Source organism: Nonomuraea zeae, from assembly GCF_005889725.1.
Taxonomy (GTDB): domain Bacteria; phylum Actinomycetota; class Actinomycetes; order Streptosporangiales; family Streptosporangiaceae; genus Nonomuraea; species Nonomuraea zeae.
On the sequence record NZ_VCKX01000039.1, the window covers coordinates 37,280 to 59,088 of the forward strand.

Consider the following 21,809-nt stretch of genomic DNA (forward strand, 5'->3'; position numbering starts at 1 on the left):
GTGTCTCTCACATCCTCAGAGCGGGCCGCTCTTGGCCTGGGGGAAGTAGTCCTTGTCGTGCGGGGCGTCGCGCTTGTAGACCATGACGGTGCGCGTCCAGGACATGATCTCGTCGCCGTCCTGGTTGAGGCCGCGGGTGAAGCACGTGACGATGCCCGCGTACGGGCGCGACTTCGACTCCCGCTTCGCCGTCACCTTCGACTCGGCGTAGACGGTGTCGCCCACGAACACCGGATGGGTGAGCTTGATGCCGTCCCAGCCGAGGTTCATGATGGCCGTCTGGCTGACGTCGATCACGGACAGCCCGAGCACGATGGCCACGGACAGCCCGGAGTTCACGATGATCTTGCCGGTGGGGGCCTTCGCGGCGAAATGGGCGTTGAAGTGGTTCTGGTTCGTGTTCATGGTCAGGAGCGTGAACCAGGTGTTGTCCGTCTCGCTGATCGTGCGTCCCAAGGGGTGCTGATAGACGTCCCCGATGGTGAAGTCCTCGTAGTAACGGCCGATGCTCGGCTCGTGAACGGTCACGGGCGGCTCCTGTTCACACTGATCAGAACGCACACGTTAATCGTCTGATGATTTGGGGGTCAATTGCTTGCGTACGGGCGAGCCTCCGGTCTAGGTTCCAGAAAGCCGAAGATCGGGACGGGTGCGGATGACGGCTTTCCTGGCACTGGCCCTGCAGGTCGCGACCAAGGCGGTGAACAGGGCGGCCGAACCGCGCGGCGAGATCCTGCGGGCCGTCGAGCGGGTGGCGGACCGGCTGGCCGGGGCCCGCGCCTGGTACGGGCCCGAGCTGCGGCTGGTGGTGCTGCCCGAATACGTGCTGACCGGGTTCCCGATGGGCGAGAGCGCGGCCGAGTGGCTGGCCAAGGCGGCGCTGGCGCCGGACGGGGCCGAGTACGCGCTGCTCGGTGAGGTGGCGGCGCGGCATTCGGTGTTCCTGGCGGGCAACGCCTACGAGAGCGATCCGCATTTTCCCGAGTTGTATTTCCAGACGTCGTTCATCCTGGGGCCCGGCGGCGACGTGGTGCTGCGGTATCGGCGGCTGCATTCGATGTTCTCGCCGACGCCGTACGACGTCTGGGACGAATATCTGGAAATTTACGGCATCGACGCGGTCTTTCCGGTGGCCGCCACGGAGATCGGCAACCTGGCGTGCGTGGCCTCCGAGGAGATCCTCTACCCGGAGCTGGCGCGGGTGCTCGCCCTGCGCGGGGCCGAGGTGTTCTGCCACTCCACCTCGGAGATCTCCGCCCCGCACCTCACGCCGAAGGCCGTCGCCCGCCGCGCCCGCGCCGTGGAGAACCTGGCCTGCGTCGTCAGCGCGAACTCGGGCGGCCTCGACGGCCTGCCGATCCCGCGCGACTCCACGAACGGCGGCTCGGAGCTGATCGACCACGAGGGGCGGGCGCTGGCGCAGGCGGCCTCGGGCGAGTCGATCGTCGCCGCGGCCGAGCTGGACCTGGCCGCCCTGCGCCGCGCCCGCCGCAGGCCCGGCATGTCGAACCTGCCGGCCCGGGTGAAGACGGGCCTGTGGGCCGCCGAGTACGCCAGGCACCGCGGGGAGGAGCCCAACGGCCTCGCCGAGGCGGCGCCGGAGCGAAACTGGTTCGCCCGCAGGCAGCGCGAGATCATCGAACGCCGGTACGGGCCGGGCGACCCCACATCCTGACCCGCCGGCCGGCGACCGCTCAGGCACGCGCGCCCCGGGACAGCCCGGACCCGGCATCGGGCACGCACCATCGGAGCAGGTGGTCCGGTGGTCAGGCGCGGGCGGCGAGTTTGGCGACCACGTCCACGATGCGGACGGCGCGTTCCACCTCCGCCCGGTGGAACACCGGGCCGTCCGCGCGGGCCACGACCACGTGCAACCCCTGCGCCACCACGGGCAGCAGCATGAGCTGCAGCTCCTGCGCCCCCATGGCGGCCGCCCGCGGCGGCGGCTCGGGCAGGTCGAACTTCTCGGGCGCGGCCAGTGACGCGTGCCGGACGGCGCCGTCGGCCAGCGCCAGCGACCACTCCGCGCCGCACAGCCCCGGCAGGGCGTCCACCAGCGTGGCGAACCCCCGAGCCGGCTCGGCCACCACGTGCATGAGCAGGTCGTAGTCCAGCGCCGAGCCCGGCGCCTCCTTGGTCGGCCAGACACCTTCCACGCGTACGCCGGGCATGGCTGACAGCCGTTCGCGCGCCTCGGATGCGGTCACCGGGCCGGGCCAGGCGACGGTGAAGTCGTCCACCGCCCGCCCGCCCTCGCGTTCAAGGACGGTGACCTGCAGGATGTCGGCCCCGAGCGCGCCCAGAGCCTTGGCCACCTGGCCGAGACCGCCCGGCCGGTCCGGCAGTGACACTCTCAGTCGCAACAGCATTGCCCGCCCCCTTTCCAGAGGCTCTCACAGTGCCGTGGAAAGGTTTCGCGCATGTTCCACGGATATGTCGCACATGCTGCGGTTATATCCCAGGATGCAAGGTTAAGTCCGGATTTGTCGATACTGATGCCCGCCCTATGCCTGCTGTAGCCCCACCCCGGCGACACGCCCGGAACGCCGGGCGAGCCCTGCCTGCCCCCGGCAGGAAAGCCCGCCCGGCGTCGGGCAAAGGAGGGGTCAGGCGAACACGTCCTGCTGGTAGCGCCCGTCCGCCTCCAGCCCCGCCAGCCAGTCCGCGCCGTCCTCGCCGGTCCGCTCCCGGTGGAGGTCCAGCAGCGCCTGCCGGACGGCGGGCGCCATCCGCAGCCCGTCGCCGCACACGTACACGTGCGCGCCCCGCGTGAGCAGCTCCCACACCTCGTCGCCGTGCGCGGCGACGGCGTCCTGGACGAACCGGTACGGGTGCCCCGCCACGGCCGAGTACGCCGCGTGCACCGTGACCTCGTCCCGCTCGCCCCAGGCCGCCACCTCCCCCGCGTACAGCAGGTCGTGCGCCGGATGGCGGCACCCGGTGAACACCGCGGCGCGCCCGGTCGCCCCCGTCAGCGCGCGCTCCTCGAGGAAGCCGCGCAGCGGCGCGAACCCGGTGCCGGGGCCGACGAGGATCACCGGCGTGGCCGGGTCGTCCGGCAGCCGGAACGGCGGCGCGGGCACGCGGACGTAGCCGTAGAACACCTCGCCCTCGGCCAGCCCGGCGAGGTAGGCCGAGCACATGCCCTGGTAGGTGCCGGTGCCGGACCAGGCGGGCCCCTCGACCAGGCCGACGGTCAGCCGCACCAGGCCGGGGTCGGCGGCGGGCGAGGAGGAGACGGAGTAGTAGCGCGGCTTGATCGGCCCGGCCATCTCCAGGAACACCGGCAGCGGCAGCTCGATCGCCGGGAAGCGTTCGAGCAGGGCCAGCGGGGACACGCGCTTTGCCAGGATCTCGTCGGCGTAGCCGGCGGTCAGCGCGTCGAGCTGCCCCCGGGTCCACGGGCAGCCGGTGTGCGCCGCCAGCGCCGCCAGATCGGCCCTGGTGGCCACCTCCTGCAGCTCGGCGAACTCGGTCAGCAGCAGGCCCGCCGTCACCGGCGTGTCCACGGGCAGGTGGGTGGATCCGGCCGCGCGCAGCCGCACCACCTGCTCGCGCGGCACCCGCAGGCAGCGCAGCGCCCACTCCACCAGCTCGGGGTCGTTCTTGGCGAAGACGGCCACGTGGTCGCCCGCCGCGTACGTGACGCCTTCGGGCAGCCTGGCCACGATGGAGCGCACGCCGGGGCGAGGCGGCTCGATCGAGAAGTCCCAGAGCCCGGCCGGGTCGCCGGTCAGCTCCTCGTTGGAGACGACGGTCAGCGGGAAGGCCCGCTCGGAGACGACCGCGGGCCTGACCTCGGCCTCGCTGAGCACCTCCATCTCGTAGCGCGGCCCCGCGGCCAGGTCGGAGCCGGTGCTGTACTGCTCGGCCAGCGCGGCCCACAGCCGGGCCGTCCACGCGGACACGTCGCCGTCGAAGTCGCCGTCGGTGTCGGCCTCGCCCCGCTCGACCAGCGGCACGGCTCCCGCCGCGGTCAGCTTCTCGAAGGCGCGCCGGGGAAAGTCCTGGTACGTCGGCCACTGCGTGTTGCCGCAGCCCAGCACGGCCAGCCGCACGCCGGACAGGTCGGGCAGCGTCTCCAGGGCGTCGAAGCGCTGGGCGTTGTCGGGCGCCTTGCCGTTGTAGGAGGAGGCGACCACGACGAGCAGTCCTTCGCCGGGCGGCCGCAGCTCGTCCAGGGTGGTCAGCGTGGTGGCGAAGCCGGCCCGGCCGGCCCGCTCGGCCAGGCGTTCGGCGATGTCGGCGCTGGTGCCGAGGTTGGAGCCGTAGGCGACGGTGAGCGGCACGCCGGTGACCGCGATGTCCTGCTGCTCGCTCGCCGTCTCCTGGACGGCGGCCGGAACGGCCCGCTCGTGGGCGCGGCGCTCGCGCACCCTCAGGGTGAACCCGTCCGGCTTGAGGGTGAGGGTCTGCTTGATCTTCATGCGGTAGACGTTCGGGTCGGACAGGGCGAAGCGCCGCAGGATCATCGCCAGCGCCAGCCTGGCCTCGGTGAGCGCGAACTGGCGGCCGATGCAGGCCCGCTCGCCGTTGCCGAACGGCTTGTACGCCCCGGGGTGGTGGCCCTTCCTGTGCTCGGGCAGCCAGCGGTCGATGTCGAACTCCTCCGGCCGCTCCCACGCCTTGGCGCTGCGGTGCAGCGGCGGCAGCAGCACGCCGACGCCCTGGCCGGCCGGCACCTCGTAGCCGCCGGGCCCGCCGATCACGGTGTCCTCGACCGCGCTCACGCCGAACACCGGGATCGGCGACCAGAACCGCAGCGTCTCCTCCAGGATGCGCGGGATGACGTCGAGCTTCATGATCGTCTCGTAGGTCGGCGGCTCGTCGCCCGGCAGCAGCCGGTCCACCTCGTCGTAGGCGCGGGCCAGGGTGTGGGGCTCGCGCAGCAGGTTGTACAGGGCGAAGGAGAGCAGGCCGCTGGTGGTCTCGTGGCCGGCGATCAGGAAGGTGAGGACCTGGTTGCGGATGTTCTCGTCGGACAGGCGGGCGCCGCTCTGCGGGTCGGACGCCTCCAGCATGAGCCCGAGCAGGTCCTTGGCGCCGCTGCCGCCCTCGGCGCGGCGCTGCTTGATCACGTCGTCGACGAGCGCCTGCATGGTGGCGATGTCGCGCCGGTAGGTCTCCTCGTGCCGGCGCTTGAGCTTGGTGACGAACGGGAGCTGCTGGTTGCGCAGCATGGCCTCGGTCAGCGCACCGCCCATGGCCTGCAGGAACGGGTGCAGCTCGGGCGAGTCGAAGGAGTTGAAGCGGTAGCCGAACCCGGTGAGCGAGATCGTGTCCAGGGTCAGCCGGGTCATGTCGTCGGCGACGGGCAGGTCCTCCCCCTGGCGACCTGCCCACGACTCGACGAGCTGCTCGGCGACCTCGAGGAACTGCGGGTAGTACGCCTTCATCGAGCGCTGGCTGAAGGCGGGCATCAGGATGCGGTGGGCGTGGCCCCACACCGGCTCGTGCGGCTCGGCCGTGAACAGCCCGTCGCCGCCGAAGTCGCGCACGATCGACAGCGGCGGCCGGATCCGCTTGACGAACCGGCTCTCGTCGCACACTTCCGCGACCAGGTCGGGGTCGTAGACGAGGACGACCGTGCGGCCGGCGATCTCCATCCTGAAGATGCCCTCGGGGTATCCGGCGGCCACCTCCACGAAGTGCTCCACCGGCGAGTGAGAGGGAATCTGCAGCGTGTTGCCCACGATCGGCAGGCCCTGCGGGGCGGGGATCCGCGCCATGAGTGCTCCCTTGAGTAGCCATACACCGTATGGCTGACGCTACCATACGGTGTATGGCAGTGAGCGCGCGCAGGGGTGCACCCCTGAGTCTCGAAGAGATCAGCTCCACGGCGTTGCGCCTGATGGACGCGGGCGGCGTGGAGGGGCTCTCCATGCGCAAGCTGGCGGCGGAGCTCGACGTCAACCCGATGTCGCTCTACCACCACGTCGAGAGCAAAGAGGCGTTGCTCGCCCAGATGTGCGCGACGGCGGCCGAGCGCATGCACATGCCGCCCGACGACGACACCCCCTGGCAGGACCAGCTCAGGGCGCTGGCGACGGCCTACCACGAGCACGCGCGGGAGCATCCGGCCATGTGGACCTACGTGCACCTGCATCCGGAGCTGATCGCCGACCGCCGGCTGCCGGTCTGGGAGACGCTCTATCGCGTCCTGCGGCTGGCCGGGGTGCCGGAGTCGGAGCTGCGGCGGACGAGCGACGTGCTGCACGCGTTCGTCACGGGGTTCATCATCGGCGAGATCCAGGGGCACATGCCGGACGACCCCGGAGAGATCGACCGCAACTTCGACACGGCCCTCAACCTGATCATCAACGGGCTGGCCGGCTTCGCGTCCTGATTGTTGTTAGTTGGAAAACCAAACCCACTGGCGCTAGAGTGGGTTGGGTTTTCCAACCAACAAGGAGGCCGCGATGCGCGACGCCGTCATCGTGCAAGCCGTACGCACCCCGATCGGCAGGGGCAAACCCGGCGGCGCCCTGTCCGGGGTCCACCCGGTGGACCTGCTCGCCCACGCCCTGCGCGCGCTGATCGAGCGCAGCGGCGTGGACCCGGCCCTGGTGGACGACGTCATCGGCGGCTGCGTGGACCAGGTGGGCGAGCAGGCCATGAACACCACCCGCTACGCCTGGCTCGCGGCCGGCTTCCCCGACTCCGTGCCCGCGGTCACCGTGGACCGGCAGTGCGGCTCGTCCCAGCAGGCCGTGCACTTCGCCGCGCAGGGCGTCATCTCCGGCGCGTACGACCTGGTGGTGGCGTGCGGCGTGGAGTCGATGAGCCGGGTGCCCATGTGGTCGAACGTGCCCGCGGGCGCCGACCCCTTCGGCCCCGCCTTCGCCGGGCGCTACCCGGAGGGCCTGGTACCGCAGGGCATCAGCGCCGAGCTGATCGCCGCCAAGTGGTCGCTCGGCCGCGAGCAGCTCGACGCGTTCTCGGCCGGCTCGCACGCCAAGGCCGCCGCCGCCTCCTTCGCCGACGAGCTCGCGCCCCTCGCGGGACTCGGCAGGGACGAGTCGGTACGCCCGGCCACCACCCCGGAGATCCTCGCCGGGCTCAAGCCGGCCTTCGCCGACCCCGGCTACGCCGAGCGCTTCCCGCAGATCTCCTGGTCGGTCACCGCGGGCAACTCCAGCCCGATCAACGACGGCGCGGCGGCCGTGCTGATCACCACGTCGGAGACGGCGGCCCGGCTGGGCCTGCGCCCGCTGGCCAGGCTGCGCGAGTTCGCCGTCACGGGCTCCGACCCCCTCCTCATGCTCACCGGCGTGATCCCGGCCACGGAGAAGGTGCTGCGCCGCGCCGGACTGCGGCTGGCCGACATCGACCTGTTCGAGGTGAACGAGGCGTTCGCGAGCGTCGTACTCGCCTGGCAGCAGGAGACCGGAGCCGATCCCGCCAAGGTCAACGTCAAGGGCGGCGCGATCGCCCTCGGCCACCCGCTGGGCGCCAGCGGCGCCCGCATCACCACCACCCTCGTCCACGCCATGCGCGAGCGTGGCGCCCGTTACGCCCTGCAGACCATGTGCGAGGCGGGCGGACTGGCCAACGCCCTCATTCTGGAGCGAGTATGAAGATCTCCGGCAGCACCGTCCTCGTCACCGGCGCGAACCGCGGCCTCGGCGCCGCCTTCGCCCGCGCCCTGCTCGACCGGGGCGCGCGTACCGTCTACGCGGGCGCGCGCAATCCGGACACGGTCACCGACCGGGAGCTGACCCCGGTCGCGCTCGACATCACCGACCCCGCCTCCGTCGCCGCCGCGGCCGCCCGCTGCGCCGACGTGGACCTGCTGATCAACAACGCGGGCGTCTCCCTGTCGAGCTCCCCCGGCCCGGACGCGGCCCGCGCCGAGATGGAGACGAACTATTTCGGCACGCTGTCCATGAGCCGCGCCTTCGCCCCGGTCCTGGCCCACAACGGCGGCGGCGCGCTGGTGAACGTGCTGTCGGTGCTGTCGTTCGTGACGTTCCCGCAGCTCAGCACGTACGCGGCGAGCAAGGCCGCGGCCTGGTCGCTGACCAACGCGCTGCGCGTGGAGCTGGCCGAGCAGGGCACGCAGGTGGTCGGCGTGCACGCCGGCTACATCGACACCGACATGGCGGCCGGCGTCGAAGGTCCCAAGACCAGCGCGGCGGAGGTGGCCGGCCGGACGCTCGACGGGCTGGAGGCCGGGGCGTACGAGGTCTTCGCCGACGACCTCAGCCGGGAGACGAAGGCCGCCCTCTCGGGCGGCCTTGAGCTCCTCTATCCCGCGCTGGTCACTCGCCGGTAGCGCGTTCCTGCAGGATCCATCCGTTGCCGTCGAGATCGTTGAAGAACACGAACGAGTTCCAGCGCCCGCCCTTGCCCTCGGCCAGGGTGCCGTCCTGCTCGTAATGCTTGACGGTGCCGACCTCGACGCCGCGCCCGGCCAGCTCGGCCCGGGCGCCGTCGATGTCCGGCACCACGAGCTGGAGCCCCTGCATCGCACCCGGCGTCGTGCCGGTGGGCGCGCCGATGACGACGGAGCAGGCCGAGCCCGGCGGGGTGAGCTGGACGACCCGCACGCCGGGGCCGATCTGGGTGTCGTGGTCCACCACGAACCCCAGCCGCTCGCTGTAGAACTGCTTCGCCTCCTCCACGTCGGACACCGGGATCGGGACCACTTCGAGCTTCCACTCCATGGGGTTCTCCCTTTCACGCGTTCTGTTCTCGCCTGTCACCAAGGCGTCGATCGAACGGTGCCCGGATCGACAGGAGGGCTCAGCCGCCCGCCTCCCAGACGGCCTCGAAGGCCGTCTCGGGGATCTCGGTCAGCTCCCAGATCTCCAGCGGCTGGTCGGTGAGGAAACCACGCTCGTCCTGAAGGTGCCGCCACCAGTAGCGGCGCGCGACGCGATCGGGGCCGACCTCGACCTGCCTGGTCGCCCAGTGCTCGCCGTCGCCCTCGACGCTCTCGAACAGCCACGCCCGCCCGTCCTCGTCGGCCATGTGCCAGTAGTGGCGCGGGGCCTCGGACTCGGCGAGCTGCCGCACCAGCGGCTGGCGTAGATCTGGAACCACGTCCCTCACTCTAGAGCCCAGTCAGCTCTGGTAGGCGCCCGCGTCCGGCTTGCTCAGCGGCTTGCCGTTGACGTCCTTGGCGAAGGCCTTGCCGCCGTACCAGGCGGGGGTGAGGGTCACGCCGCGGCCGAGCGCCGGCGAGCCGGGCCGCAGCCGCAGGTCGGTGCGGGAGACGAACTTCGGGTCGGCCATGACGGACTTGGGCCCGAGCTTGAACCTGGCCGTGCGGCCCTTGTAGACGCTGCCGGCCTCGTCGGCGCCCGCGCCGTCCTCCCAGCCGCTCTCGCCGCCGACCACGATGACGTTGTTGCGCAGCCTCAGGATCGACGGCGCGCAGCCGTCGTGGCAGGACCAGCCGATGGTGTCCCTGGCCGGCAGGTTGACCGAGTTGTGGACGGCCACGGTGCCCTTGACCGGGCCGACGACGTGGCGGGGGCCGCGGGTGATGAGGAAGGAGCCGCGGCTGCGGGAGGAGGTCACGACGTTGAAGGCGAAGATGTTGCCGGTGGCGGTCTTGCCCTTCTGGGCGCCGAGCTCGGTGAAGGTCTCGTTGTTCCTGGAGATGTTGTGGGTGACGCGGTTGCGGTCGCCGTTGAAGATCTCGACGGCGGCTCCGTCGGTGCCGTAGTCCTCGCTCTTGGCGTAGCTGCCGGTGATGGTGTTGCCGGTCACCACGTTGTCGTCGCCGTTGAGGAGCACGCCGAAGGCGCCGGAGTCGTTGTCGCCGCCCGAGTCGTTGACGCTCATCCGGTTGTTGTCGGTCAGGACGCTGTCGCGGATGGTGTTGCGCGAGCCGGACGGCGTGACGAAGACGCCGGCGATGTTGCGGTCGGCCTGCACGCCCGACAGCTCGTTGGAGTCGCCGTCGAGCTCGAACCCGGACCAGCGGCAGCCGGAGGCCCGCAGGCCGCTGATGCGCCAGTGGTTGCCCTTGACCACCACGCAGTCGGCCTCGGTGCCGCTGATCTTGGGCAGGGCGCCGCTCCCGTACGCCTTGATCACGATGGGCCGGGCCGCGGTGCCGCTGGCGGTGAGGGTGAGGCCGCCGGTGAAGGCGCTGCCGCGCTTGAAGCTGACGCTGTCACCGGGCTTGAGCTCCGCGGCGTTGACCTTGTCGAGCGACTTCCACGGCGTGGTGGCGCTGGTGCCCGCGGCCGCGTCGTCGCCCGCTCTGGAGTCCACGTAGTAGGTCGTGCTCGCCTGAGCGAGGGCCGCGGACGGCACGGCAGGCAGGAGCGCGGACAGGACGGCTACGGAGAGCAACCTCATGCGAGCACACCACTATCTAGTTGGGAACGGAGACTCGGCAGAGGCAACCGTAGCGTGATCAGCGTGTGAGGCGCCAGATACGCAGCGAAGGTCCGTCGCCTGGCAGGATGTCGCCGTCCTCGGCTTCGTGCACGCCGGCGGCGGCGACGCCGAGTGACAGCGGCTCACCCGGGGCGCGGCGCGCGCACACGATGAGTGACTCCTCGAACGTCTCGCGCGCGAAGACCAGGCAGTCGGCGTCGGCGTGCAGCCAGCGCAGGCCGCCGTGACGCAGCGCGGGCTCGCTCCTGCGCAGGCCGAGCAGCGCGCGGTAGCCGGCCAGCGTCTCCAGGTCCTGGTCGCCCGGCCGGTTCCAGGGCATCGGGGTGCGCGAGTGCTCGCCGTTCACGCCGGTCAGGCCGAACTCGCTGCCGGCGAACACCATCGGCGTGCCGGGCAGCGTGGCCTGCAGGCCGAGGGCGAGCAGGTGGCGCGCGCGCGAGCCGGTGACTGTGCGGATGCGCGGCGAGTCGTGCGAGTCGAGAAGCTGCCAGGAGTGCACGAACGAGCGCCACGACATGGCCGCGGCGAACGTGCGCAGCGTGGCGAGCGTGGCCTGCCCGTCGCGCGCCGGCACGCCGCCCGGCACGCCGAGGAAGTGGTCCAGGTCCAGCTCGGGCCCGCGCAGCCAGGCCCAGACGGGGCGGGTGAAGCCGCCGTAGTTCATGGTGCCATGCCAGCCGTCGCGGTCGAGGTCGAGCGAGGCGTCGTGGTTGTGCTCGGCGATGAAGGCGGCCTCCGGGCCGATCCCGGCGCGCAGCAGCGCGGCGACCTCGTGGTTGCGGTCGTCGGCGCCCCGCCTGGCGGTCATGTTCGCCACGTCCACGCGCCAGCCGTCGAGCGGGCCCAGCCACTTCTTCAGCACGCTCGTCATGCCGGTCCGCACGAGGTCGCTGCCCCAGTTGAGCTTGGGCAGCGTCTTGACGCCCCACCAGGACTCGTAGTCGCCGGTGACGGGGTCGAAGTAGAACATCTCCCGCTCCGGCGCGTTCACGTCGGACACGGCGGCGGTGAACCACTCGTGGGTGTCGCCGCAGTGGTTGGTGGTGATGTCGCCGAGCAGCCGCATGCCGCGCGCGTGCAGCGCGCCGGACAGGCGGTGCAGCGCCTCGTCGCCGCCGAGCAGCGGGTCGATCCGGTCGAAGCCGGCCGCGTTGTAGCGGTGGTTGGACCGGGCCGGGAAGATCGGCGTCAGGTAGACGGTGTCGGCCCCGAGGCTCTGGATGTGGTCGAGCCGCCCGGTGATGCCGTCGAGATCGCCGCCGTAGAACTGCTGGGAGGTGCCGGGGCCGCTGGGGATGACCGGGTCGCGGTCCCAGTCGCGCGGCAGCGCCCAGTCGGGCAGCTCGGGCAGCTCGGACATCGGCCTGGAGCGGTCGAAGCGGTCGGGGAAGATCTGGTAGACGATCGCGTCCGTCATCCAGGCGGGCGGCGGCTGGTGGCACACCAGGCGGAAGTCGCTCGCGTCGGTCACGTCGTGGGCCACGAGCCCGCCCGCGGTCAGCCAGGACTGGCCTTTCCCGGTGCGCAGCAGGAAGCGGTAGGGGGTGACCGGGTTGACGGCGGTGATCTCGGCGCGCCACCAGACGTCGGTGGCGCCGTACCCGCCCGCCCGGCTCCTGGTGGCGTCCACGGCCGCCGCCGCGTAACGCGGCTCGCCGTCGTGCACGGTGCGCACGTGCACGGCGGCGACCCCGGCGGCCAGCGGCGCCCGCAGCCAGAGTGTCACCCGCGAGCCGAGCGCGGGCGTCTGGTCGGAGACGTACAGAGCTGAGCCGTCGTGGTGCGGCTCCCCGATGAAGCGCAATGCGGTCCTATCCCTTCACAGCCCCGGCGGTGAGCCCGGAGACGATGTACTTCTGCAACCAGAGGAACACACCCACCGTGGGGATGGCGGTGAGCAGCGTGGCCGCGGCGAACATGCCGAAGTTCGCGTTCCGGTGGTCGCCGGCGATCATCCCGTACATGCCCACGGCCAGGGTCTTGCTCCCGGGGTCGCGCAGGAACACGTTGGCCATGAGGAACTCGCTCATGGTGCCGATGAACGCCAGCAGCGCGGTGACCGCGAGGATCGGCGTGACCAGCGGCATGATGACCCGCCAGAAGATCTGCGCGTGCGTGGCCCCGTCCACGGTGGCGGCCTCGTCCAGCTCCTTCGGCACCGTGTCGAGGAAGCCCTTCATCAGCCAGGTGTTCACGCCGAGCGCGCCGCCGAGGTAGAGCAGTATGAGGCCCCACACGGTGTTGAAGCCGAAGGCCGGGTAGAGCTCGGTCACCTCGGTGAAGATCATGAAGATCGTCACGATGGCCAGGAACTGCGGGAACATCTGGATGAGCAGCAGCGCCAGCAGCCCGGCGCGGCGGCCGGCGAAGCGCATGCGGCTGAAGGCGTACGCGGCGAACATCGACAGCAGCAGGCTCGCGAACGAGGCCGTCAGCGCGATGAACACCGAGTTGAAGAACCACCGGGCGAAGGGATAGGTGTCGGAGCCGAGGAGGTTCGCGAAGTTGGTCAGGCTCGCGCCGGAGGGCAGCAGGTCGGTGGAGGCGAGCGTCCCCCTCGGGTTGATCGCGGCGGAGACCACGAACAGGATCGGGAACAGCGCGAACACGCACATGACCAGCACGAACGCGTGCCGCAGCACGAGCTTCATGCGTAGACCTCCTCCTGCTTGCGGGTGCGGCGGAACGCCACGGCCGAGATGAGCGCCACGATCGCGAAGATGAACACCGAGATCGCCGCCGCGAACCCGAACTGGGCGCCGCCCGCGCCGAAGGCCAGCCGGAACGTGTACGTGATCAGCAGGTCGGTGGCTCCCACCTGCGGGCTCTCCGCGGGGAACGGCCCGCCCTCGCTGGTGAGCGCGATCGCGTTGAAGTTGTTGAAGTTGAACGCGAACGACGAGATCAGCAGCGGCGTGAGCGCGACCAGCAGCAGCGGCAGCGTCACCCGCCGGAACGCCTTCCACGGCGTGGCGCCGTCGATCGAGGCGGCCTCGGTCAGCTCGCGCGGGATCGCCTGCAGCGCGCCGGTGGTGACCAGGAACATGTACGGGAAGCCGAGCCAGAGGTTGACCAGGATCACCGCGAGCCTGGCGGTCAGCGGCTCGCCCAGCCAGTCGATGTTGACCCCCAGCAGCTGGTTGACCAGGCCGAAGTCGCGGTTGAACATGTCGCGCCACACCAGCAGCATCGCGAAGGCGGGCATCGCGTACGGCAGGATCAGCGCGATCCGGTAGACCCGCGTGCCGCGCATGCGCGGATGGTGCAGCGCCAGCGCGACGCCCATGCCGAGCGCGAAGGTCCCGAGCACGGAGGCGAGCGCGAAGACCAGGTTCCAGCCCAGCACGCCCGCGAAATAGCCGGAGATGGTGGGGTTGGTCAGCACCCGGGCGAAGTTGCCGAATCCGACGCCGACCTGCCAGCCCTGCGCCAGGTGCTCGCCCGCGGCGTTGACGAAGTAGCCCTGGCTCTCGTCGGCCGTCCAGGTGCCGCCGTTGCCCTTGACGCAGTCGCAGGCCGCGTCGTAGACCAGCGCCGCCTTGCCCTCGACGGCTCTGCTGAGCCCGTTGGCCTTGATCACGCCGTCGCCGGCCGGGACGGCCAGCGCGGAGATCTCCTGCCCGCGGGCGGCGGCCTCCGGGGCCTTGAGCACGGTCAGCCCCGGCGCCTGGAGCACCTTGCCGGTCACGCCCACCTGGGCGCCGTCCAGCGGGGACAGGCCCTCCGCGGTGCCCAGCCGCGCCTGCTTGGTCGCGGGGTCGACGAGCAGGAACACCAGCTCGCCGTCGCGCAGCGCCACGGTCAGGGCGTATTCGGGCGAGCCGGGGGCCTGGCGGACGGAGCCGGTCTCGATGGCGGTCACGGCGGCCGCCTTGTCGCCTCGGTGACCGTCGCCGAAGTTCGTGAACGCGGTGGTGACCGTGTAGGCGACGGGGAACACCTGGAAGGCGATCAGGAAGACGGTGCCGGGCACCAGGTACTTGGCCGGGATGAGGCGGCGGGTCAGGTAGAGGCCGGCGATGGCCGCGCTGGCCAGGCCGAGCAGCGCGAGCGAGACCCACGACCCGGTGGCGACCAGCGGCGGCACGGCGTAGAGCAGGATCGCGGCCGCCACGGCGAGCACCGCGATCCTGCTCACCACGAACGCCGTGGTGATCTCCCGGCGGGGCCGCGGCGGCACCCTGTGCGCTGCGGCCTTCTCTCGGACGTCGAGAGCCATGTCGTCAGTTCTTGAGCGCGCCGTCGATGGCCTTCTGCGCCGCCGCGGCGGCCTTGGCCGCGTCGCCGCCCTTGACCACGGCGGTCTCCGCGATGCCGAACGGCTCCCAGATCGCCGACATCTCGGGGATGGCCGGCATCGGCAGGCCGTCCTTGCCCGCGTCCATGAACTTGACGGCGTCCGGGTCGCTCGCCTGGACCTCCTGGAGCGCCGCGGTCAGCGCCGGGGGCCGCGGGTCGGCCTCGTACAGGGCCTTGGCGACGTCCTTGTTGGTCACGTAGTTGGCCACGAACTCCTGGGCCAGGGTCTTGTTCTTGCCCTTGGAGGCGACGAAGAACGACTGCACGCCGACGAACGGCGTCGCGGGCTTGCCGCCCTTGAACGGCGGGACGGCGGTGATGTCGTAGCTGATGCCGCCCTTCTTGACCTCGCTGATGGCCCACGGGCCCGAGACGAGGTAGGCGCACTTGCCGCCGGCGAAGTTGACGATGTAGTTCTCGTTGGTGAGCGAGGTGCGCAGGCCGCCGTCGCCCTTCTCGCCGAGGTCCTTCAGCTTCTCGAACGCCTCGACCGAGCCGGTGGAGCCGAGCAGCACCTGCTTGGGGTCGGGGTCGCCGGTGCCGGTGGTGCCGAACAGCGCGCCACCGCCGGAGGCAAAGATCGGGTAGACGTGGAAGGCGTCGCCCTTCAGTCCGACGGGCAGGCAGAGCACCTCCTTGACCTTCCCGGCCGCCTTGAGCGCCTTGCCCTTCTCGATCAGGTCCTCGATCGTGGCGGGCGCGTCGGGCGCGAGCTCGGTGTTGCGGATCAGCGCGATGTTCTCCACCGCGTACGGGGCTCCGTAGATCTGGCCGTTGAAGGTCACCGCCTGGATCGCCTTCTCGGAGAAGGCCGCCTTCTGCGCGTCGGTCAGCGTGACCGGGTCGATGGCGCCGTTCTGCACGAGGTTGCCGATCCAGTCGTGCGCACCGATCACGATGTCGGGGCCGCTGCCCTGCTGGGAGGCGGTCAGGAAGGTCTGCTGGTTGTCCTTGCTGATCTCCTTCACCTCGACGCTCACGCCGTTCTCCGCGCCGAACTGGTCGGCGAAGGGCTTGAGCGGCTTGACGCGGTTGGGGTCGGCCCAGATCACGAGCGTGCCGCCGGCCGCGGAAGCGGAGGCGGAGGCGCTCGCCGATCCGCTGGGCGCCGCCGGAGTGGCCGACGGGGACTCGCCACAGGCCGTGGCGGCGAACGCGAGTGTCGCGAGGGCGGCCACACCCAGAGCCCGCATGCGCATGGGACCTCCTGAGGTCATGGAGGAGCGGCGGCGCCCGCGAGCACCGCCGCCCAAAAGATCGTTGATCCGCTTCCGCGGTTATGTTTCCGGGACGTTAGCGGCTCTTTGCAAGAATTGGAAGAACTTGCGAAAGAGCGTTACCCGAACCACATCCCACCTGCACCCCTCTGACCTCGCGAACGACGCCTGGCGCAGGCCAACGGTGAGATTTGCAACTTTCCGAAACTTGCACTTGACCGTCCGCGAGAGATCGCGACATCCTCGCAGCAGAACATCACCCGACATCTCGGGGCATCCGGGGGAAGGACAACCATGCTCGGCAACGACGACTGGTGGCGCGACGCCGTCGTGTACCAGGTGTACCCCCGAAGCTTCGCCGACGCCGACGGCGACGGCACGGGAGACCTCGAAGGCGTGCGCCGCCGGCTGGGCTACCTCTCGGACCTGGGCGTGGACGCCCTCTGGCTGAGCCCCTTCTACACCTCGCCGATGGCCGACGGCGGCTACGACGTGGCCGACTACCGGGACGTGGATCCCATGTTCGGCTCGCTCGCCGACTTCGACGCGCTCGTCCGCGACGCGCACGGTCGCGGCATCCGGGTGATCGTGGACCTGGTCCCGAACCACTCCTCCGACCGGCACCCCTGGTTCCAGGCCGGGCTGCGCGACCGCTACATCTTCAGGGACGAGCCGAACGACTGGGAGTCGATCTTCGGCGGCCCCGCCTGGACGCAGACCGCGGACGGGCAGTGGTACCTGCACCTGTTCGCGCCCGAGCAGCCGGACCTCAACTGGGACAACCCGGACGTGCGCGCCGAGTTCCGCGACATCCTGCGCTTCTGGCTGGACCGGGGCGTGGACGGCTTCCGGGTCGACGTGGCGCACGGCATGATCAAGGCCGACGGGCTGCCGGACGTGGGCCCGAAGGAGGGCCGCCAAGCCGAGATGCTCGGCGACGAGCAGGTCCCCTACTTCGACCAGGACGGCGTGCACGACATCTACCGCGAGTGGCGGCCGATCCTCGACTCCTACCCCGGCGGCCGGATGGCGGTGGCCGAGGCGTGGGTGTCCTCGCCCGAGCGGCTGGCCCGCTACGTCGGGCCCGACGAGCTGCACCAGGCGTTCAACTTCGAGTTCATGATGGCGGACTTCCACGCCAAGTCGTTCCGTACGGTGATCGAGAAGTCGCTGAAGGAGGCGGAGCTGGTCGGCGCGCCCACCACCTGGGTGCTGTCCAACCACGACAAGCCCCGCCACGTCACCCGGCACGGCGGCCTGGCCCGCGCCCGGGCGGCCACCCTGCTCATGCTGGCCCTGCCCGGCTCGGCCTACCTCTACAACGGCGAGGAGCTGGGCCTGCCCGAGGTCCTCGACCTGCCGGACGAGCTGCGCCAGGACCCGGCGTTCCTGCGCACCGGCGAGAGCCGCGACGGCTGCCGGGTGCCGATCCCCTGGACCGCCTCCGACGGCTTCGGCTGGCGCGACCCCTGGCTGCCAATCCCCGCCTCCTGGGGTCCGCTGTCGGCCGAGGCCCAGGAGGACGACCCCGCCTCGACCCTGAACCTCTACCGGGCCGCACTGAAGATCCGCAAGGAGCACCCCGCGCTCGGCGGCGGCACGCTCACCTGGCTGGACTCCCCCAAGGACGTGCTGGCCATCGAGCGTGACCCCGGGCTGGTCGTGCTGCTCAACACGGGCGAGGAGCCGGTACGCCTCGACCTGGGCGGCCGGGTGCTGCTGTCCAGCGGCCCGCTCGGCGCGGACGGCACGATCCCGCCGGACACCGCCGTCTGGGTCCAGCGCTGAACCATTGGTGGAATCTTTCCCTTAACGCGGCATTTGGCGGCAATCACTCTCGGTAACCTCAGGGGGTGGGCGCCCGGTGGACCAGGTCCCTGCGGGGACGCGTCACCCTGATCGCGACGGCCGTAGCCGCCCTCGTGCTGATCCCCGTGGGCATCGCCGGGGTGACCGCGTCGAAGACCCTGGTCGCGGCCAGCGTGTTCAGGGACACCCGGGACACCGCCGAACGGATCGCGTACGAGATGCGCGGCGGCGCCCTGCCCATGGGCGCCGCCATCCCCGTGCCCATCCCCTCGGTGGACCTGATCCAGGTCGTCGGCGCCAACGGGCGCATCCTGGCCACCAGCGACGCCGCCAGGAATCTGCCGCAGCTCAGCGACGTGCGCCCGACGGCCGAGAACCGGGTCATCAGCACCACGAACTGCCTGCCGACCGAGTGCATCCACCTGTCGGCGGTCAGGGTCACCATGTTCGCCGACTCCCCCATCGTCTACGCGGGCCGCAGCACGCCCGAGGTGCTCGCGTCGCACGTCCTCGACGTGGTCGTGTTCGGCCAGGTGGCCGTGCTGATCGCGCTGGCGTCGTGGGCCACGTGGCTGGTCACCGGGCGGGCGCTGCGGCCGGTGGGGACCATGCGGGCCGAGCTCGACGCGGTGCACGCAGGCGACCTGAGCCGCCGCGTCACCCAGCCGTCCGGCGACGACGAGGTGTCGCAGCTGGCGAGGTCCGTCAACAGCACGCTGGCCCGGCTGGAACGTTCCTCGCTGCAGCAGCGCCAGTTCGCCTCCGACGCCTCGCACGAGCTGCGCACGCCGATCGCCGGCCTGCGCGCCCAGCTCGAGAGCGCCCAGCTCTATCCGGACGACACCGACATCGAGTCGCTGGTGCACAGCGCGCTGCGCGACACCGACCGGCTGGAGGCCATCATCACCGACCTGCTCCTGCTGGCCAGGATCGGCTCCCGGGTGGACGTGGCCAAGGAGCGGGTGGACCTGGCCGAGCTGGTGCGCCAGGAGCTGGCCGTACGCAGCGACAAGCTCCCCGTGCAGGTGGACCTGGAGGAGGGGGTGATGGTCGAGGGCGTACGGCTACAGCTGGCCAGGGTGCTGACGAACCTGCTGGACAACGCCCAGCGGCACGCCGAGCACACCGTCCAGGTCACGGTCTCCCGGGAGAGCGGCCCGGCGGGCGCGGTCGCCGTGCTGGCGGTCGAGAACGACGGCGTGGAGATCGCGCCGGAGGACCGCGAGCGCATCTTCGAGCGGTTCACCCGCCTGGACGCCGCTCGCAGCCGCGACGCGGGCGGCACCGGCCTGGGCCTGGCGATCGCGCGGGACGTGGCGATGGCGCACCGGGGCACGATCTGCGTGGAGGATTACCGGCACGGCGCCAGATTCGTCCTCCGCCTACCTGCCGTTTGACCGCGATTCTGTAGATTTCCGGCGCTCCGGTCGTGGATCATGGTTTCATGACGGAACGAGCGCCGCAGGGCGTCGACCCCCACATTCCGAACGCGGCGCGCATGTACGACTTCTTCCTCGGCGGCAAGGACAATTTCCAGGCCGACCGGGAGCTCGCCGAGATGGTGCTGAGCGTGATGCCCGAGGTCCGCGACGGGACCAGAGAGAACCGGGCATTGATCGGCCGGGTGGTGAAGTACCTGTGCGACCAGGGCATCACGCAGTTCCTCGACCTCGGCTCCGGCCTGCCCGCGCAGGAGAACGTGCACGAGGTGGCCCACAGGTACGCCCCCGAGGCCCGCGTGGTCTACGTGGACAACGACCCGGTGGTGGCCACGCACGGCCGGGCGCTGCTGGCCGACCCCAACCGGGTGGCCATGGTGCTCGGCGACGCGCGCCGGCCGGAGGAGATCCTGGCCACGCCGGAGGTGCGCGGGCTGCTGGACTTCGACCGCCCGGTGGCCGTCCTGATGATGTTCGTCCTGCACTTCGTCCCCGACGAGGACGACCCGCACGGCTTCCTGGCGGCCTATCGCGACGCGCTGGCGCCGGGCAGCTATCTGGCGATCTCGCACGTGGGCAACGACGTGGCCACCGAGCGCGCGGCCAAGATCAGCGAGTTCTACCGCAACGCGAACATGCCGTTCACGCCGCGGCCCGGCAAGGAGATCGCCACCTTCTTCGGTGACTTCGAGCTCATCCCGCCGGGCCTGGCCACGGGTCTGGGGCCGGCGATGTGGCCGTTCAACGACCCCGACAACCCAATCTTCGTGGACGAGGAGATGGCCCGCATGGGGTACGCGGGCATCGGCAGGAAGCCCTAGACCTTCGACATCTCCCTGTCGCCGGGCTCCGGCTCCGGCCGCTCGTCCGTCTCCTCCTCCTCGTCCAGCAGGGTGGCCTCGTCGAACGGGGCCTGCCCGGCCAGCACCTGGCCGGCGCGTTCGCGGTCGAATCCGTCCGTCCAGGTGCCGACGAGCACGGTGGCCACGGCGTTGCCGGCGAAGTTCGTCAGCGCCCTGGCCTCGGACATGAACCGGTCGATGCCCACGATGAGCCCGACGCCGTCCACCAGCTCGGGCCGGTGCGCCTGCAGCCCGCCCGCCAGGGTGGCCAGGCCGGCGCCCGTCACGCCCGCCGCGCCCTTGGACGCGATCATCATGAACAGCAGCAGCGCCACCTGCTCGCCGAACTCCAGCGGCGAGCCGGTGGCCGAGGCGATGAACAGCGTGGCCATCGTCAGGTAGATGGCGGTGCCGTCGAGGTTGAAGGAGTAGCCGGTCGGCACCGTGATGCCGGCCACGGTCTTGCTGACGCCCAGGTGCTCCATCTTGGCGATGAGCCTGGGCAGGGCCGTCTCCGAGGACGAGGTGGACAGGATCAGCAGGAACTCCCTGCCGAGGTAGCGCAGCAGTGACCAGAGGTTGATCCTGGCGACCAGCCACAGGATCGTGCCGAGCACCACGCCGACGAACAGCACGCAGGTCACGTAGAAGGCGATCATGATGATGGCCAGGCTCTTGAGCGCCTCGATGCCGGTGGCGCCGACGACGGCCGCGATCGCGCCGAACGCGCCCACGGGCGCGGCCCACATGATCATGGCGAGGATGCGGAACACCAGCCGCTGCAGGTGCTCCACGCCGCGCAGGATCGGCTTGCCCTTGGCGCCCATGGCCTGGATGGCGAACCCGGCCAGCAGCGCCACCAGCAGCGCCTGCAGCACCGAGCCGCTCGTGAGCGCCGACAGGACCGTGTCCGGGATGATGCCCAGCAGGAAGGCGACCATGTCGCCCTCCGAGCCCTTGGCCGCCTCGGCCTCCGCGCTCTGCCTGGCGGCGTCGGTGAGCTGGAGCCCGGAGCCGGGATCGATGACGTTGCCGACCAGCAGGCCGATGAGCAGGGCCACCGTGGACATGGCGATGAAGTAGCCGAGCGCCAGGCCGCCGACCTTGCCGACCTGCGCGGCCTGGCGGACCGAGCCGACGCCGAGCACGATCGTGCAGAAGATGATCGGGCCGATCACCATCTGGATCAGCGCGACGAAGCCGGTGCCGAGGGGTTTGAGCTCTTTGCCGACCTCCGGCCAGACGAAGCCGACCAGGATCCCGAGCAGGACCGCCACGATGACGGCCAGGTACAGATAGCGAGTGCGATCACGCATAGGTGGGGTCTCCGTTGGAAGGAACTTCCGGTTGTGCGACTATGCGCTGCACAGTGACGCAGGTCACTATTGCGTAAGTTTCGTTCACGGAGAGGTGGCAGATGCGGCGCTGGAGCCTGGCGGGGCAGATGCTGATCCTGCAGTTGCTCGTGGTCGCCGTCACGGTGACGGGCGGCGCGGTGCTCGCGCTGGTGCAGGCGCACGAGCTGCTCACCGACGAGGCGGGGAGCACGGCCACGGCCGTCGCGGTGAGCGTGGCGGTCTCACCCGACGTGCTGGCCGCCCTGGACGACGCCGAGCCCACCCTGCGGCTCCAGCCGTACGCCGAGCGGGTGCGCAAGGCCACGGGCGTCGACTTCATCACGATCATGAAGCCGGACGGCACCCGCTACACCCACCCGACCGTCACCGAGATCGGCCGGCCCTTCCTCGGGCACACCGGGCGGGCGCTGGCGGGCGAGACGTTCACGGAGACCTACACCGGCACGCTCGGCACGTCCAAGCGGGCGGTCACCCCCGTCATGTCGGGCG

Annotated in this window: 18 protein-coding genes and 1 pseudogene; 8 read left to right on the forward strand and 11 right to left on the reverse strand. The window is 70.9% G+C overall.

Annotated elements, in window-relative coordinates; all coding sequences use genetic code 11:
• Window positions 1-15: 15 nt before the first annotated feature.
• The gene (locus ETD85_RS15375) at window positions 16-528 is read right to left on the reverse strand and encodes a MaoC family dehydratase (RefSeq protein WP_138690381.1); all 513 of its coding nucleotides are present in this window, start codon (window positions 526-528) and stop codon (window positions 16-18) included.
• A 127-nt stretch (window positions 529-655) separates the two neighbouring features.
• Here ETD85_RS15375 and ETD85_RS15380 point away from each other — a divergent pair, with 127 nt between their 5' ends.
• Window positions 656-1,675 (forward strand): nitrilase-related carbon-nitrogen hydrolase, encoded by a 1,020-nt coding sequence (locus ETD85_RS15380; RefSeq protein ID WP_138690382.1) that lies wholly within the window; start codon window positions 656-658, stop codon window positions 1,673-1,675.
• Between the two features lie 91 nt (window positions 1,676-1,766).
• Here the strand turns inward: ETD85_RS15380 and ETD85_RS15385 are convergent, their stop codons facing one another.
• Entirely contained in the window at window positions 1,767-2,369 is a 603-nt protein-coding gene (locus ETD85_RS15385) for an ACT domain-containing protein (protein WP_138690383.1), read from the reverse strand.
• A gap of 237 nt (window positions 2,370-2,606) precedes the next feature.
• On the reverse strand, window positions 2,607-5,729 hold the full coding sequence (locus ETD85_RS66840) for a bifunctional cytochrome P450/NADPH--P450 reductase (RefSeq protein WP_138690384.1): 3,123 nt from the start codon (window positions 5,727-5,729) through the stop codon (window positions 2,607-2,609).
• Between the two features lie 53 nt (window positions 5,730-5,782).
• Here ETD85_RS66840 and ETD85_RS15395 point away from each other — a divergent pair, with 53 nt between their 5' ends.
• The 3 genes from ETD85_RS15395 (at window position 5,783) to ETD85_RS15405 (ending at window position 8,275) form a co-directional block, all read left to right on the forward strand.
• Window positions 5,783-6,346 carry a TetR/AcrR family transcriptional regulator gene (locus ETD85_RS15395; RefSeq protein WP_170246688.1) on the forward strand — a complete coding sequence of 188 codons (564 nt, stop codon included), beginning with the start codon at window positions 5,783-5,785 and terminating at the stop codon, window positions 6,344-6,346.
• 73 nt (window positions 6,347-6,419) lie between these two features.
• Window positions 6,420-7,577 carry a thiolase family protein gene (locus ETD85_RS15400; RefSeq protein WP_138690386.1) on the forward strand — a complete coding sequence of 386 codons (1,158 nt, stop codon included), beginning with the start codon at window positions 6,420-6,422 and terminating at the stop codon, window positions 7,575-7,577.
• Window positions 7,574-8,275: an SDR family oxidoreductase gene (locus tag ETD85_RS15405; protein WP_138690387.1), complete on the forward strand. Its 702-nt coding sequence runs from the start codon at window positions 7,574-7,576 to the stop codon at window positions 8,273-8,275. Before ETD85_RS15400 ends, ETD85_RS15405 begins: the two co-directional genes overlap by 4 nt.
• On the opposite strand, the gene ETD85_RS15410 is transcribed toward ETD85_RS15405, so the two are convergent.
• From ETD85_RS15410 to ETD85_RS15440, 7 genes are all read right to left on the reverse strand, one after another.
• The gene (locus ETD85_RS15410) at window positions 8,262-8,666 is read right to left on the reverse strand and encodes a VOC family protein (RefSeq protein ID WP_138690388.1); all 405 of its coding nucleotides are present in this window, start codon (window positions 8,664-8,666) and stop codon (window positions 8,262-8,264) included. The genes ETD85_RS15405 and ETD85_RS15410 overlap by 14 nt on opposite strands.
• Before the next feature lie 79 nt (window positions 8,667-8,745).
• The gene (locus ETD85_RS15415) at window positions 8,746-9,045 is read right to left on the reverse strand and encodes a hypothetical protein (protein WP_138690389.1); all 300 of its coding nucleotides are present in this window, start codon (window positions 9,043-9,045) and stop codon (window positions 8,746-8,748) included.
• Window positions 9,046-9,066: 21 nt separating this feature from the next.
• Window positions 9,067-10,314 (reverse strand): right-handed parallel beta-helix repeat-containing protein, encoded by a 1,248-nt coding sequence (locus ETD85_RS15420; RefSeq protein ID WP_170246689.1) that lies wholly within the window; start codon window positions 10,312-10,314, stop codon window positions 9,067-9,069.
• Window positions 10,315-10,372: 58 nt separating this feature from the next.
• The gene (locus ETD85_RS15425; protein ID WP_138690390.1) at window positions 10,373-12,160 is read right to left on the reverse strand and encodes a glycoside hydrolase family 13 protein; all 1,788 of its coding nucleotides are present in this window, start codon (window positions 12,158-12,160) and stop codon (window positions 10,373-10,375) included.
• Window positions 12,161-12,167: 7 nt separating this feature from the next.
• Window positions 12,168-13,007 carry a sugar ABC transporter permease gene (locus tag ETD85_RS15430; RefSeq protein ID WP_138690391.1) on the reverse strand — a complete coding sequence of 280 codons (840 nt, stop codon included), beginning with the start codon at window positions 13,005-13,007 and terminating at the stop codon, window positions 12,168-12,170.
• The gene (locus ETD85_RS15435; RefSeq protein WP_138690392.1) at window positions 13,004-14,575 is read right to left on the reverse strand and encodes an ABC transporter permease subunit; all 1,572 of its coding nucleotides are present in this window, start codon (window positions 14,573-14,575) and stop codon (window positions 13,004-13,006) included. Before ETD85_RS15435 ends, ETD85_RS15430 begins: the two co-directional genes overlap by 4 nt.
• Window positions 14,576-14,579: 4 nt before the next feature.
• Entirely contained in the window at window positions 14,580-15,854 is a 1,275-nt protein-coding gene (locus ETD85_RS15440) for a sugar ABC transporter substrate-binding protein (RefSeq protein WP_138690393.1), read from the reverse strand.
• 312 nt (window positions 15,855-16,166) lie between these two features.
• On the opposite strand from ETD85_RS15440, the gene ETD85_RS15445 reads away from it, so the two are divergent.
• The 3 genes from ETD85_RS15445 (at window position 16,167) to ETD85_RS15455 (ending at window position 19,941) form a co-directional block, all read left to right on the forward strand.
• Complete coding sequence (locus tag ETD85_RS15445; protein WP_138690394.1) at window positions 16,167-17,660, forward strand: glycoside hydrolase family 13 protein; 1,494 nt, start codon at window positions 16,167-16,169, stop codon at window positions 17,658-17,660.
• 65 nt (window positions 17,661-17,725) lie between these two features.
• A complete protein-coding gene (locus tag ETD85_RS15450) occupies window positions 17,726-19,078 on the forward strand; it encodes a sensor histidine kinase (RefSeq protein WP_138690395.1) in 1,353 nt (450 codons plus the stop codon).
• A 47-nt stretch (window positions 19,079-19,125) separates the two neighbouring features.
• Complete coding sequence (locus ETD85_RS15455) at window positions 19,126-19,941, forward strand: SAM-dependent methyltransferase (RefSeq protein WP_138690396.1); 816 nt, start codon at window positions 19,126-19,128, stop codon at window positions 19,939-19,941.
• Here ETD85_RS15455 and ETD85_RS15460 read toward each other — a convergent pair.
• Window positions 19,938-21,278 carry a cation:dicarboxylate symporter family transporter gene (locus ETD85_RS15460; RefSeq protein WP_138690397.1) on the reverse strand — a complete coding sequence of 447 codons (1,341 nt, stop codon included), beginning with the start codon at window positions 21,276-21,278 and terminating at the stop codon, window positions 19,938-19,940. The genes ETD85_RS15455 and ETD85_RS15460 overlap by 4 nt on opposite strands.
• A 101-nt stretch (window positions 21,279-21,379) precedes the next feature.
• On the opposite strand from ETD85_RS15460, the pseudogene ETD85_RS15465 reads away from it, so the two are divergent.
• A pseudogene (locus tag ETD85_RS15465) lies at window positions 21,380-21,809 on the forward strand (histidine kinase); the annotation flags it as partial.

Bases quoted from the DNA above. Each gene is read 5' to 3' on its own strand.
- ETD85_RS15400 (WP_138690386.1), top strand. From the start codon at position 6,420: ATGCGCGACGCCGTCATCGTGCAAGCCGTACGCACCCCGATCGGCAGG.
- ETD85_RS15430 (WP_138690391.1), bottom strand. From the start codon at position 13,007: ATGAAGCTCGTGCTGCGGCACGCGTTCGTGCTGGTCATGTGCGTGTTC.
- ETD85_RS66840 (WP_138690384.1), bottom strand. From the start codon at position 5,729: ATGGCGCGGATCCCCGCCCCGCAGGGCCTGCCGATCGTGGGCAACACG.
- ETD85_RS15380 (WP_138690382.1), top strand. From the start codon at position 656: ATGACGGCTTTCCTGGCACTGGCCCTGCAGGTCGCGACCAAGGCGGTG.
- ETD85_RS15440 (WP_138690393.1), bottom strand. From the start codon at position 15,854: ATGCGCATGCGGGCTCTGGGTGTGGCCGCCCTCGCGACACTCGCGTTC.
- ETD85_RS15445 (WP_138690394.1), top strand. From the start codon at position 16,167: ATGCTCGGCAACGACGACTGGTGGCGCGACGCCGTCGTGTACCAGGTG.
- ETD85_RS15435 (WP_138690392.1), bottom strand. From the start codon at position 14,575: ATGGCTCTCGACGTCCGAGAGAAGGCCGCAGCGCACAGGGTGCCGCCG.
- ETD85_RS15460 (WP_138690397.1), bottom strand. From the start codon at position 21,278: ATGCGTGATCGCACTCGCTATCTGTACCTGGCCGTCATCGTGGCGGTC.
- ETD85_RS15385 (WP_138690383.1), bottom strand. From the start codon at position 2,369: ATGCTGTTGCGACTGAGAGTGTCACTGCCGGACCGGCCGGGCGGTCTC.
- ETD85_RS15405 (WP_138690387.1), top strand. From the start codon at position 7,574: ATGAAGATCTCCGGCAGCACCGTCCTCGTCACCGGCGCGAACCGCGGC.
- ETD85_RS15410 (WP_138690388.1), bottom strand. From the start codon at position 8,666: ATGGAGTGGAAGCTCGAAGTGGTCCCGATCCCGGTGTCCGACGTGGAG.
- ETD85_RS15420 (WP_170246689.1), bottom strand. From the start codon at position 10,314: ATGAGGTTGCTCTCCGTAGCCGTCCTGTCCGCGCTCCTGCCTGCCGTG.
- ETD85_RS15395 (WP_170246688.1), top strand. From the start codon at position 5,783: ATGGCAGTGAGCGCGCGCAGGGGTGCACCCCTGAGTCTCGAAGAGATC.
- ETD85_RS15455 (WP_138690396.1), top strand. From the start codon at position 19,126: ATGACGGAACGAGCGCCGCAGGGCGTCGACCCCCACATTCCGAACGCG.